Origin of the sequence: Stenotrophomonas rhizophila, assembly GCF_003651185.1 — a bacterium.
In the GTDB taxonomy this organism is placed as follows: domain Bacteria; phylum Pseudomonadota; class Gammaproteobacteria; order Xanthomonadales; family Xanthomonadaceae; genus Stenotrophomonas; species Stenotrophomonas maltophilia_Z.
Window position 1 is genome coordinate 2016880 of the sequence record NZ_RCDC01000004.1, and the last position, 12437, is coordinate 2029316.

General features: G+C 67.0%; 14 protein-coding genes. 5 read left to right on the forward strand and 9 right to left on the reverse strand.

All coding sequences use genetic code 11. The annotated features are described in order from the left end of the window. Nucleotides 1–117 precede the first annotated feature (117 nt). Nucleotides 118–894, forward strand: coding sequence for a DUF481 domain-containing protein (locus BCL79_RS08945; RefSeq protein WP_121040108.1), 777 nt, complete (start codon nt 118–120; stop codon nt 892–894). A gap of 111 nt (nt 895–1005) precedes the next feature. On the opposite strand, the gene hemC is transcribed toward BCL79_RS08945, so the two are convergent. From hemC to BCL79_RS08975, 6 genes are all read right to left on the reverse strand, one after another. After that, nucleotides 1006–1917, reverse strand: a complete 912-nt coding sequence (gene hemC, locus BCL79_RS08950) for a hydroxymethylbilane synthase (protein ID WP_121040110.1) — start codon at nt 1915–1917, stop codon at nt 1006–1008. Between the two features lie 55 nt (nt 1918–1972). After that, the gene (locus BCL79_RS08955; RefSeq protein WP_121040113.1) at nt 1973–2701 is read right to left on the reverse strand and encodes a LytR/AlgR family response regulator transcription factor; all 729 of its coding nucleotides are present in this window, start codon (nt 2699–2701) and stop codon (nt 1973–1975) included. A gap of 10 nt (nt 2702–2711) precedes the next feature. Further along, nucleotides 2712–3758 (reverse strand): sensor histidine kinase, encoded by a 1047-nt coding sequence (locus BCL79_RS08960; protein ID WP_121040115.1) that lies wholly within the window; start codon nt 3756–3758, stop codon nt 2712–2714. Between the two features lie 4 nt (nt 3759–3762). Beyond that, nucleotides 3763–4428 (reverse strand): alpha/beta hydrolase, encoded by a 666-nt coding sequence (locus BCL79_RS08965; RefSeq protein WP_183073762.1) that lies wholly within the window; start codon nt 4426–4428, stop codon nt 3763–3765. 75 nt (nt 4429–4503) lie between these two features. After that, nucleotides 4504–6411 (reverse strand): glucans biosynthesis glucosyltransferase MdoH, encoded by a 1908-nt coding sequence (gene mdoH, locus BCL79_RS08970; protein WP_121040119.1) that lies wholly within the window; start codon nt 6409–6411, stop codon nt 4504–4506. A gap of 471 nt (nt 6412–6882) precedes the next feature. Next, nucleotides 6883–7062, reverse strand: a complete 180-nt coding sequence (locus BCL79_RS08975) for a hypothetical protein (protein ID WP_121040121.1) — start codon at nt 7060–7062, stop codon at nt 6883–6885. A 194-nt stretch (nt 7063–7256) separates the two neighbouring features. On the opposite strand from BCL79_RS08975, the gene BCL79_RS08980 reads away from it, so the two are divergent. Then, nucleotides 7257–7646 (forward strand): DUF2628 domain-containing protein, encoded by a 390-nt coding sequence (locus tag BCL79_RS08980; protein ID WP_088433745.1) that lies wholly within the window; start codon nt 7257–7259, stop codon nt 7644–7646. Between the two features lie 30 nt (nt 7647–7676). On the opposite strand, the gene arsC is transcribed toward BCL79_RS08980, so the two are convergent. Together arsC and arsH are read right to left on the reverse strand one after the other, a co-directional pair. Next, on the reverse strand, nt 7677–8111 hold the full coding sequence (gene arsC, locus BCL79_RS08985) for an arsenate reductase (glutaredoxin) (protein WP_121040123.1): 435 nt from the start codon (nt 8109–8111) through the stop codon (nt 7677–7679). After that, nucleotides 8108–8857: an arsenical resistance protein ArsH gene (arsH, locus tag BCL79_RS08990; RefSeq protein WP_121040125.1), complete on the reverse strand. Its 750-nt coding sequence runs from the start codon at nt 8855–8857 to the stop codon at nt 8108–8110. Before arsH ends, arsC begins: the two co-directional genes overlap by 4 nt. Nucleotides 8858–8896: 39 nt before the next feature. Between arsH and BCL79_RS08995 the strand changes: the two genes are divergently transcribed. The 3 genes from BCL79_RS08995 (at nt 8897) to BCL79_RS09005 (ending at nt 10956) form a co-directional block, all read left to right on the forward strand. After that, nucleotides 8897–9223: an ArsR/SmtB family transcription factor gene (locus BCL79_RS08995; protein WP_121040127.1), complete on the forward strand. Its 327-nt coding sequence runs from the start codon at nt 8897–8899 to the stop codon at nt 9221–9223. Nucleotides 9224–9248: 25 nt separating this feature from the next. Beyond that, complete coding sequence (arsB, locus tag BCL79_RS09000) at nt 9249–10319, forward strand: ACR3 family arsenite efflux transporter (protein ID WP_121040129.1); 1071 nt, start codon at nt 9249–9251, stop codon at nt 10317–10319. An 82-nt stretch (nt 10320–10401) separates the two neighbouring features. Further along, nucleotides 10402–10956: a DUF1003 domain-containing protein gene (locus BCL79_RS09005; protein ID WP_121040131.1), complete on the forward strand. Its 555-nt coding sequence runs from the start codon at nt 10402–10404 to the stop codon at nt 10954–10956. Nucleotides 10957–10971: 15 nt separating this feature from the next. Here BCL79_RS09005 and arcD read toward each other — a convergent pair whose 3' ends face one another. Next, a complete protein-coding gene (gene arcD / locus BCL79_RS09010) occupies nt 10972–12396 on the reverse strand; it encodes an arginine-ornithine antiporter (protein ID WP_121040133.1) in 1425 nt (474 codons plus the stop codon). Nucleotides 12397–12437 lie beyond the last annotated feature (41 nt).

The window sequence follows — 12437 nt, forward strand, 5'->3', positions numbered from 1 at the left end:
GGCCGAGGCCGAACGTGCCCTAAAGCCGGGGCCCGTCGCCGAATGTGACGCTGAACGCATCAAGTATCATCCCCCCCTTGTTGTCCCTCCCCCTTGTCCGATCACGGAGAACCGTTGATGTCCCTGCGCGTTTCGTTGCTTGTTCCCCTGCTGCTCTGCGCCCCGGCGGTTTATGCACAGGACGCTGCCGAACTGGCGGCGATGACCTCCCCCTGGAGCGGCAGTGGCGGTGAACTGGGCTTTGCCTCGGCCCGCGGCAACAGCAATACCGAGAGCTTCAACGGTCGTCTGCGCCTGCGCTACACCGACGATGACTGGGTGCACAGCATGGATCTGTTCGGCCTGCGCTCGCGCTCGGAATACACCGATACCAACGACGACGGCACCACCATCCGCCGCCGCAACACCACCGCCAACCGCTACACCGGCAGTGCCGGCAGCGCGCTGCAGCTGGGCGAACACCGCCAGATCACCGCCACGGTGCGTTACGAGCGCGACGATTTCGCCACCTACGACCGCCAGAGCTCGTTCGGTCTGGGCTACGGCACCCGCATCATCGATGCCGAGCGCTTCTACATGGATGCGCAGATCGGCCCCGGTGTGCGCCGCACCCACAACACCGAAGACGACGCGACCCGCACCGGCCTGATCGGCCGCGGCCTGTTCGATCTCAAGTACACGCTGACCCCGAACACCGACCTGGTGAACACGCTGCTGGTCGAATCGGGCTCGTACAACACCTTCGCGCAGAACGATTTCGGCGTGTCGGTGAGCATGAACGAACATCTGGCGCTGAAGGCCGGCTGGCAGGCGCGCCACAACAGCGACGTCGCCGATGACAAGCGCAAGACCGACACGCTGACCACCATGAACGTGGTCTACAAGTTCAAGTAATCGCTGCGGGCGCCTGTGCGCCCGCCGTCGTGATGTAGTGCCGGCCGCTGGCCGGCTCATCGCGTACCTTGTGCAGCATGGACTGCCGGCCAGCGGCCGGCACTACGCGCCTCAGACCGCGAGCAGCTCCCCGGCACCGGCATCGAGCAGGCCACGCGCCACGCGCTGGCCCAGCGCCTCCGGATCACTGGCCGGGCCACGCGCTTCAGCGCGCACGATGCGGCCATCGGCCACACCGCCGACCAGGCCCTGCAGGAACAGATCCTCGCCTTCCCATTGCGCAAAGCCGGCGACCGGCACGTGGCAGCTGCCGTGCAGTGCACGGTTCATGGCACGCTCGGCTTCCACACAGGCACGTGTGTCGGCATCGTCCAGCGCTGCGAACAGGCCCATCACCTCCGCGTCCTCACCGTTGCATTCCACCGTCACCGCGCCCTGTGCCGGGGCCGGCAGCCAGTCCGGTGCCGCCAGGCGCGCCACGATGCGGTTGCCCAGGCCGAGCCGCTCCAGCCCCGCCACGGCCAGCACGATCGCGTCGTAGCCGCCGTTGTCCAGCTTGGCCAGGCGCGTGTTGACGTTGCCGCGCAGGTCCTGCAGCTCCAGGTCGGGGCGCAGCGCGCGCAGCTGGGCCTGGCGGCGCAGCGACGAGGTGCCTACCCGCGCGCCGATCGGCAGCGCGTCCAGCGAGGCGTACAGATTGGAGATGAAACCATCGGCCGCGTCATGACGGGTCAGCATCGCCGGCAGCGCGAACGGTGCATCCAGCTCCATCGGCACATCCTTGAGCGAATGCACGGCGCAGTCCGCTTCGCCACGCAGCATGGCCAGTTCCAGTTCCTTGAGGAACAGGCCCTTGCCGCCGATCGCGGCGAGCGAACGATCCAGCACCTCGTCGCCGCGCGTGCTCATCGGCACCAGCACCACCTCCAGACCGGGATGCGCCTGGCGCAGGCGGTCGGCAACATATTCGCTCTGCCACAGGGCAAGCGGGCTCTTTCGGGTGGCGATGCGCAGGGTCTTCATGGCGCCATTATCGACGCACAGGGGCGTATCGACCAACGGTCGCGCACAGCCCCGCCTACAGGTACTTGAGGTCCTGCTTCAGGCTGGCCACGCAACGGCGGCTGACTTCCAGCGGCCCGTGGCCATGCCGCAATACCGCCTGGACCTGGCCTGCGCCATTTCGTCGCAGCTCGACCAGTTCGTGCCGGGCGACCAGGCAATTGCGGTGGATGCGCACGAAGCGGTTGCCGAATTCCTCTTCCAGCGACTTCAGCGACTCCTCCAGCAGGTCTTCGCCGCGGGCGTGATGCACCACGACGTATTTTTCTTCGGCCTGCAGGTAGTGGATGTCCTCGACCGGGATCAGCCGCAGGCTGCCGCGCAGGCGTGCGCACAGCAGGGTACGCGCCTGCTGGCTGGCGGGGGTCGCCGGGCCACTGCGGCCGGCGAGGAAGGTGCGCGCACGCTCCAGCGCGGCCGCCAGGCGCTCGGGGCGCACCGGCTTCATCAGGTAGTCGATCGCGGCTGCCTCGAAGGCGGACAGCGCATGCGCGTCGTACGCGGTGCAGAACACCACCGCCGGGCGTGGCTCGAAGGTGGCCAGATGGCGCGCGGCTTCCAGCCCGTCCAGGCCGGGCATGGCGATGTCGAGCAGGACCAGGTCCGGTTGCAGCTCGGCGCAGGCGTGCAGCGCCTGTTCGCCGTTCTCGGCCTCGGCCACCACCTCGATGCCGGCCTGGTCAGCGAGCAGGGAGCGCAGGCGCTCGCGGGCCAGCGGTTCGTCGTCGGCGATCACCACCTTCAAGACAGTTTCCTCACTGGACCGGGACCGTGATTTCGCAAGCATAGTAGCCGTCGGCCCACGCCCCCGTCATCCGCGCGGCCGGGCCGAAGCGCCAGGCCAGGCGATGGGCGATGTTGCGTTGTGCATGCCCGGCGCCCTGCAGGAGCGGCAGCCCGCGCGTGGCCGGGTCCGGTGCCGGGTTACGCACGCGGATGCGCAGATTCGTGCCGTCACTGGACAGTGCCAGCACGATCGTGCCACCGGCGGGCACCCGCGAGATGCCATGCAGCACGGCATTTTCGACCAGCGGCTGCAGTACCAGCCGCGGCATCGGCAACGACCAGGGCAGCGGCTCGTCGCGCAGCCAGATCACTTTCAGCCGTTCGCCCAGCCGTAGCGATTCGATCGAAAGATAGCGCTCGGCCAGTTCGCACTCGGCCTGCAGGGTGGAATCGCCATCGCCGGCACCGAGGGCTGCGCGGAACAGATCGGACAGATCCAGCACCGCGCGCTCGGCCACGTCCGGATCACGCCGCAGCAGGCTGGCGATCAGGTTCATGCTGTTGAACAGGAAGTGCGGCCGGATCCGCGCCTGCAATGCATCCGCCTGGGCCCGTGCGTTGGCCAGCATCTGCGCGCTGCCGCGGTCGCTGACGTAGAAGTAGCGCAGCGCCAAGGCAGTGATCAGCGCGGTCATCGCCGCACTGCCCAACGTGAACCGCCAGAAGCCGACCGCCTGGGCAAAGCTGCTGCCGCCGAGCACGCCGTACAGCGCATGCACGATCGCCGCGCACGCACCGGCGATCAGCCCGGTCATCAGCACCACCAGCACCATGCCCGGCACTTCGGGCAAGCGCGAGAGCACCGCGCGCACGCTGCACAGGCTGACCGTCACTGCCAGCGCCAGCCACAACGCGAAGCCGCTGGCGGACAGGAAGTCCGGCAGCGTCCAGTGGCGACTGCCATCGGGGGCCAGCGCCACCACGACGACCACCAGCTCGGCCAACCCCAGCATCGCCGCCAGCCGCGGCAGGCGGCACAGCTCGGGCAACCAGGACTGCTGGCGCGGGTCGCTCATGGCGTCAGGCGGCGAAGCGCGCCTCGAGCCAGTCGCCCAGCGCCTGCAGTTCCTCGGCGCAGACCTGGTGGGCCATCGTGTAGGTGTGCCACTGCACCGGCAGGCCGAGCGCGCTCAGCGTCTGCGCGGTGTGCTCGGCGATCGCCACCGGGATCACCGGATCCTGGGTGCCATGGGCCATGAACACCGGCACGCTGATGGCATCGGCCACGCGCGCGGAAGCTGCCTTGGCCGGATCCGGCAGATAGGTGGACAGTGCGATCAGCCCGGCCAGCGGACGGGTGCGACGCAGCAGTGCACTGAGGATCACCGCCCCGCCCTGCGAGAAGCCGGCCAGCAGGATGCGTTCGGCCGGAATGCCGCGGGCGACCTCGCGCTCGATCAGCAGCTCCAGTTCCACGATCGAGGCGTCCACGCCGGCGCTGTCCGCGCGCGAACGGAAATCCATGCTGACGATGTCATACCAGGCGCGCATCGGCACGCCGTTGTTGATCGTGATCGGCTGCACCGGCGCATGCGGGAACACGAAGCGGATCGCCGGCCAGTGCGGGCGCACCAGTTCGGGCACGATCGGGGCGAAGTCATGGCCGTCGGCACCCAGGCCATGCAGCCACAGCACCGACCACTGCGGGTCGGCGCCGGTTTCGTTTTCCACGGTATCCAGCATCAGGCGGCTCCAGTACGTTCAAGCCGCATTATGACCGCGGCCCGCGGCAATGGGGCGGCGATACCTGGATTGCCGTGATCAGCCGGCGGGATGTGCCTCGGCCGCAGCACGGCGCAGCTCGGCCGCGCGCACCAGCACCTTGGGCGGTGCCGATTCTTCCGGGATTTCCATCAGGCCCAGCCGGTGCATCCAGACGCCAGCGGTGCGCGAGGAGGTGAAGCCCACCACCGGAATCGCCAGCACCATGCCGATCACCACCGGTGCCATCCATGCGGCCAGCGAGGGCGAGACCGCGTAGGCCAGCGCGCCCATGAACAGGCCGAACACACTCAGCCCGCCGTAGCCACGCGCCAGCGCCAGCCAGGACACGCCGCCATCGTCGCGCTGCTGCGCGTCCCAGCCCGAGTCCTTGCCGGCCAGCACCTCAGCCACACCGCGCGACTGCACGTACATCACCACCGGTGCCATCAGCGCGGCGAGGATGGTCTCCAGCAGCATCGAAATGAAGGCGCGGATCGTGCCACCGCAGCCACGGCGTTCGACCGGCTCCAGCAGCATCGCCAGGTAGCCCAGTACCTTGGGCGAGAGCAGCACCACCATGGTGATCGCGAACATGCGGATCACCTGGGTCTCATCCTGGTGGCGCCAGTAGACACCGGGCGAGAGATGCAGCACTTCATTGAGGTCGATGCCGCCCTGGAACAGCGGAATCGCGATGCCGATCAGCATCAGCATCGCCCACATCGGCGCGGTGAAGTAATGCCCGATGCCGACCAGCATGTGCATCCGGCTGACCCAGTGCAGGCCCTTGGAACCAACCACCTTGGCGTGCTGCAGGTTGCCCTGGCACCAGCGGCGGTCGCGGACCAGCAGATCGGTCAGGGTCGGCGGGCCTTCCTCATAGCTGCCTTTCAGGTAGGGCACCATGTGGGTGGCCCAGCCGCCACGGCGCATCAGCGCGGCCTCGACGAAATCGTGGCTGAGCACGTGCCCACCAAACGGCTCCTTGCCCGGCAGCGACGGCAGGCCGGCCTGCTCGGCGAAGGCCTGGGTGCGGATGATCGCGTTGTGGCCCCAATAGTTGCTCTCCGCGCCATGCCACCACGCCACGCCGCGGCCGATCACCGGGCCGTATACGCGCCCGCCGAACTGCTGCATGCGGGCAAACAGGGTGCGCCCACCAACCACCGCCGGCAGGGTCTGGATCAGACCAACATCCGGGTTGTGTTCCATGCCCGCGACCAGGCGCACGATGGTGTCGCCGGTCATCAGGCTGTCGGCGTCCAGGATCAGCATCTGCGGGTAGGCACCGCCGAAACGGCGGACCCAATCGGCGATGTTGCCGGCCTTGCGTCCACTGTTGTCGCCGCGGCGACGGTAGAAGATGCGGTCATGGCCGCCCACCGCATCGCACAGCGCGTGGAAGGCCGCTTCCTCGGCCTGCCCGATGTCATCGCGGCGGGTATCGCTGAGCACGTAGAAATCGAAATTCGCCAGCTGGCCGGTCTCGGCCACCGACTCATAGATCGCCTGCAACCCGGCCAGCAACCGGCGCGGATCTTCGTTGTAGGTGGGCATCAGCAGCGCGGTGCGCGTATGCACGGTCGGCAGCGGCGCGTCCGGATCGATGCCGAGCTTGTAGCCCCGATCGAATACCGCGGTCAGGAAACCGGCCACGGCCCCGGCGAAGGACAACGCGATCCAGGCGAACAGGCCCACGAACAGCACCAGCAGGCAGGCTTCCAGCACACTGATGCCATTGACGGCGAGCACCTTCCACATCATCCGGCTGGCGGCGGCGGTCATCGCCGCGGTACCGCCCAGGATGTAGAAACGACGCAGCCCGATCATCCGCGGTGAGGTGCGCTGGCGCGGAACCTGCAGCTGCCCTTCGCGCAGGGACTGCTCAGGCATCGGCAACGGCGACTCGGCCGGCAAGGTCGCCCGGCCGGCGTCCAGCGGGGCGTTCAGGGTCTGGGTACTCATGCGCGGTGTCCCTGTGCAGGGCGTGCCAGGCCGGGGGTGCCAAGTGTGGAAAGGGGCATCCTGAGCCCGGCGTACACGATGGCACGCATGCGTCCTGTCGGCGCGGGCCGGAGACCGGCACGCAGCGTATGTCTGTGACTACCGGAACCCACGAACTCTCCAAACCGCTTGAGACGAAAAATGCGGCTCAGTCTAGGGCGCGAATTGTAAGGTGCGCGCGAAGGGCGGCGCGGGGATTTCTCCGCATTCAGCTTTTGGATCGAGACAAGTGGAGGCCCCCTCGCGGCCAAGGGCGCGCAGGCCCTGTGCCATGGGCTTCTGCCCATTCAGCTTGCTGGCGGCGCCGATCAGCCCCCTACTGCAACGCGACCGGTCCTCATCGCCTGCGCAGGATCAGGCGGCGCCGGTGGTGCGCAGTTTTTCTGCCCTCGAGGGGGTCGGGCCGGCAGCGTTGACAGGCGCGGCAGCGGCTCAGGCGGCGGTGGCGGCGATGGCCAGGTCGGTCTCTACCGGCGGGCGCGACAGCGCGCGCGCGCTCACCTGGGAAAACTGCAGCTGGGCGAGCAGGTGTTGCGCCTGGGTGGCAACCGGGCACGGGGTAATCTGCGGCCCTGCTTGCGGGCGCTCGGGGGACATCACATCAATGGACATGGTCTGGCATCTCGTTGACTTCTCATTTCCCACGGGGCTTCCTGCCGCGCGGATTGCGCACCCTATCGGAAAACCGGGACGAATGTGTGACGGTCCGCGCAGTCCCTGACAGGCGGCATGTAGAGCGTCGAAAAATTGGCGCGGATCAAGAGCTTGCGGCTATCATGTAATCGTTTTCAACACACGATTCGGATATGGATTCCAACACTGCTTCCCCCTACAGCCCCAAGTGGCAGTTCCGCTTCAACTTCTTCGAACAGCACGGCGCCCCCAATTCGCCAACCTTCAAGGCCGCGTACAAGACGCTGCCGTTCGGCCAGAAGATCAAGGTCAACTTCAACTTCTTCGCCCTGTTCTTCAGCTGGATCTACCTGCTGATCCTGGGCATGTGGCGCAAGGCGCTGACCATCCTGGGCATCACCCTGGTGCTGATGGTCGTCGTGGCCTTCCTGCCGGACGTGGTCGGCCGTGCGATCGGTGTGGCCTGGTCGGTGCTGATCGCGTTGACCACCAACTATTCGTACTACCTTGAAAAGGTAAAGGGCGATACCAGCTGGAACCCCTTCGCCGGCATGCGCTGGTAAGGCAGCACGCAGGCGTGGATAAGAGCCCGGTCATTGACCGGGCTTTTTTGTGGCGCGTCGGCCGTGGGCGTCGATCACCACCTCGCCATCTTCCTTGCGGAACGGCGCCTGCACCGGCGGCAGGATCTCCAGCACGGTCTCCGAGGGCCGCGCCAGGCGCACCCCCAGTTCGGTCTGCACGAACGGCCGGTTGATCAGGATCGGATGGGCCAGCATCGCATCCAGCAGTCGGGTGTCGTCCAGCGTTGGATCGGCCAGGCCCAGTGCGGCATACGGGGTGCCTTTCTGGCGAAGCGCATCGCGGACCTGCAGGCCGGCAGCGGCGATCAGTGCGATCAGACGCTCGCGATCCGGCGGAGTGCACAGGTACTCCACCACCTCCGGCGCCACGCCGGCATGGCGCATCAGGGCGAGCACATTGCGCGACGTCGCGCAGGCCGGGTTGTGATAGATCACCGCCTTCATGCGCGGTCTCCCACGGCAAGCGGCAGCGTCGCGGCCGGCTCCACCACGCCGGCATCGCGGGCCAGCTGCGCCGCCTGCGCGTCGTCCTTGCGCTCGCTGTAGCGGTCGGTGAGGTAATCGCTGTTGTCACGGACCAGCAGGGTGAACTTGACCAGCTCCTCCACTACATCCACGACACGGTCGTAGTACGCCGAGGGTTTCATCCGCCCCTGCGCATCGAACTCCTGCCAGGCCTTGGCGACCGAAGACTGGTTGGGGATCGTCACCATCCGCATCCAGCGCCCGAGCACCCGCAATGCGTTGACCACGTTGAAGGACTGCGAGCCGCCACACACCTGCATCACCGCCAGGGTGCGGCCCTGGGTGGGGCGTACGCTGCCTTCGGACAACGGCAGCCAATCGATCTGGTTCTTGAACACGGCGCTGAGGGTGCCGTGGCGCTCCGGGCTGATCCAGACCTGGCCTTCGGACCACTGCGACCAGGCGCGAAGCTGCTGGACCGTGGGGTGATCGGCGTCCACCGCATCGGCCAGCGGCAGTCCGTGTGGGTCAAACAGACGGACCTCGGCGCCCAGGTGCTGCAGCAAGCGCTCGACTTCCCTGGCCAACAGGCGGCTGTAGGACTGGGGACGCAGCGATCCATACAGCACCAGGATCCGGGGCGGGTGGGCACTGGCGGGCCCGGCGAACCGGCTGGGATCCGGGAGATCGACCGCCGCACAGGTCAGGTTGGGCAGCAAGGACATGAGGTTGCTCCGGCTTAATTGTTCGACTATTCTAGAAACATGGAACATAAAACTGCAACCCACGCCCTGGCCGCCCTCGGGCATACCACCCGCCTGAGCGTTTTCCGCCTGCTGGTCCAGGCCGGCCGGGGTGGCCGCCTGCCCGGGGAAATCGCCGCCGACCTCGGCCTGCCCGGTGCCACGCTGTCCTTCCACCTCAAGGAACTGAGCGCGGCCGGTCTGGTCAGCGCGGAGCCGCGTGGGCGCAGCATCTGCTACCGCGCCGACTTCGAGGCGATGAACGGCCTGATCGGCTACCTCACCGAGAACTGCTGCGCCGGCGAGGCGGACTGCGGTTCCGCTGGCCCATGCGCGCCGTCGTGCTGATCCGTTGGTTGCCGGGCCCATCGCGATGACGACACCTGCCACGCCACGCCTGTCCTTCCTGGACCGCTGGCTCACCCTGTGGATCTTCGCGGCGATGGCGGTTGGCGTGGCCCTGGGCACCCTGTTCGACGGCCTGCCCGCCGCGCTGGACGCCATGACCATCGGCGGCACCAACCTGCCGATCGCCGCCGGCCTGATCCTGATGATGTACCCGCCCCTGGCCAAGGTGAAGTACGAGGCGCTGCCCGCCGTCTTTGCCGACAAGCGCGTGCTGGCGCTGTCGCTGCTGCAGAACTGGGTGGTGGGGCCGGTGCTGATGTTCGCGCTGGCCGCACTGTTCCTGCACGACCGGCCGGAGTACATGACCGGGCTGATCCTGATCGGCCTGGCCCGCTGCATCGCGATGGTGCTGGTCTGGAACCAGCTCGCGCGCGGGGACAATCAGTACGTGGCCGGCCTGGTCGCGTTCAACTCGCTGTTCCAGATCGCCTTCTTCAGCGTCTATGCGTGGCTGTTCCTGACCGTGCTGCCGCCGTTGTTCGGGCTGCAGCGCAGCGTGATCGATGTCAGCACGTGGACCATCGCCGGCGCGGTGCTGGTGTATCTGGGCATTCCCTTCGCGGCCGGCTATCTCGGGCGACGGCTGCTGCTGCGGGTGCGCGGGGCTGACTGGTATGAAACGCGCTTCCTGCCCGCCATCAGCCCGATCACCTTGATCGCACTGCTGTTCACCATCGTGGCGATGTTCAGCCTCAAGGGCGGCGATCTGGTGCGCATTCCGCTGGATGCGGTACGCATCGCCATCCCGCTGACGATCTACTTCTTCGTGCAGTTCCTGCTGAGCTTCTTCATGGGCCGCTGGATCGCACGCGACTATCCGCGCACCACCGCCATCGCCTTCACCGCGACCGGCAACAACTTCGAACTGGCCATCGCCGTCGCGATTGCCGCCTTCGGGCTGGGTTCACCGGTCGCGTTCGCCGCCTTGATCGGGCCGCTGGTGGAGGTGCCGGTGTTGATCGTGCTGGTCCATCTGGCGCTGCGGCTGGGGCGTCGCGGTTTCCAGCCACCACCGGCAGCCTCCGACGGAGCGTGAAGCAGCCACATCATCACCATGCGTTTTCCCACCGCGGATCACCCTGCCCGCACCTGCCCGCACCTGTCCGCCGGAGTCCGCAATGTCCACGCATCCCAACAGCGAACGACTGGAAAAAGCCGCCCGGTGGCTGGGCCGCCAGACCCATGACCTGGACGCGATCGCCAAACGCGTCATCGGCCGCCAGGCGGTCATCGACGATCCCAACCAGCGCCTGGCCGAGCAATCCACCTTCGGCGAACGGCTGGCCGACCAGGTCGCGCGGTTCGGCGGCTCGTGGCGCTTCATCCTGCTGTTCGGCGCAGCCCTGCTGATCTGGGTGGTGCTCAACACCGAGGTGCTCGGTGCGACCGCGTTCGATCCTTACCCTTACATCTTCCTCAACCTGATGCTGTCGATGCTGGCCGCGCTCCAGGCGCCCGTGATCATGATGAGCCAGAACCGCCAGGCGGAAAAAGACCGGCGCATGGCCAGCTACGATTACGAAGTGAACCTCAAGGCCGAACTGGAGATCATGGCATTGCACGAGAAGGTCGATACGGTCAGCAACCAGATCCTGCTGCAGGTCCTGCAACAGCAACAACAGCAGATCGATCTGCTGACCGAACTGGTGGCGCGCGGCAACCGGGAAGGCTGAGCCGATCCGGCGCGGTCATGCCAGGTGCAGATGACCCTGGTAGAGGCCCCACGCCGCCCAGCCGGCAACGACGATCACGGCTGCCACGATCACCTGCTCGGCCCGGGTGAACAGTTGCTGCCCATGCTGGTGCTTGGCGGCCGCGAACATGGCAATGCCCGGGGCGTACAGCAACACCGACAGCAGCACCTGTGACAGCCCACCGGCATAGACCAGCCACAGCGCGTATACCGTGGCCAGACCGGCCACCAGCAGATCGCGGACCCGCAGCCCGGGCTGTCCGCCATAGGTTTCCCCGCGCAGCGCCAGCAATGCACCGTAACCGGCCGAGAACAGATACGGCACCAGGCTCATCGATGCCCCCAGCAGCACCAGGCTGGTATAGGTGCCTGCACTGAAGAGGGTGATGATCAGAAACAGCTGGATCAGCCCGTTGGTGAGCCACAGCGCGTTGGCGGGCACCTGCCGTGCGTTCTCGCGCCCGAGGAACGCCGGCATCGTGCCATCCCCCGCTGCCGCGTACAGCACTTCGGCGCACAGCAGCACCCATGCCAGCAATGCCCCCAGCACCGAGACGATCATGCCGATGATGATCAACGTGGCGCCCCAGGGCCCGACGATGGCCTCCAGCACGAAGGCCATCGAGGGATTGCGCGCCTGTGCCAGCGCCTCTTGGCGCAGTACGCCCATCGACAGCAGATTGACCAGCATCAGCAGCGCGAGCACGCACACAAACCCGATGATCGTCGCGCGCCCGACATCCGAACGCTTGGCCGCGCGCCGCGAGTAGATGCTGGCACCCTCGATGCCGATGAACACCCAGACCGTGATCAGCATCATGCCCCGCAGCTGCTCACCCAGGCTGCCCAGTTCCGCCGTGCCCCAGAACTCGCCGGTGAAGATATCGGCCTTGAAGCCCACGGCGGCGATGATCAGAAACACCACGATGGGCACGATCTTGGCGACAGTGACGACCGCATTGACCAGGGCCGCCTGGCGGATGCCACGCAGGATCATTGCGTGCATCGCCCACAGCAGCACGGAGGCGCATGCCACCGCCTGCCAGGTATTGCCCTCGCCGAAGGCCGGCACGAAATAGCCCAGGCCGCTGAAGATCAGCACGAAGTAGCTGACATTGCCGAGCAGCGAGCAGACCCAGTAGCCCCACGCCGCGGAAAAGCCGATGTAATCGCCGAACCCGGCGCGCGCGTACGCATAGATACCGGTATCCAGCTCGGGCTTGCGGTTGGCCAGGTTCTGGAACACGAAGGCCAGCATCAACATGCCCAGGCCGCTGATCATCCAGCCGATCAAGGCCACACCCGGGCCGGCGCTGCGCGCGATGTTCTGTGGCAGTGAGAAGATGCCGGCGCCGATCATCGATCCGACCACCAGGGCAGTCAACGCGGTCAGGCCGAGCCGGTCGGAACGAGAGGTCATGTGCTCACCATCGGCAAACAGAATAGCGCCGATTACCAACG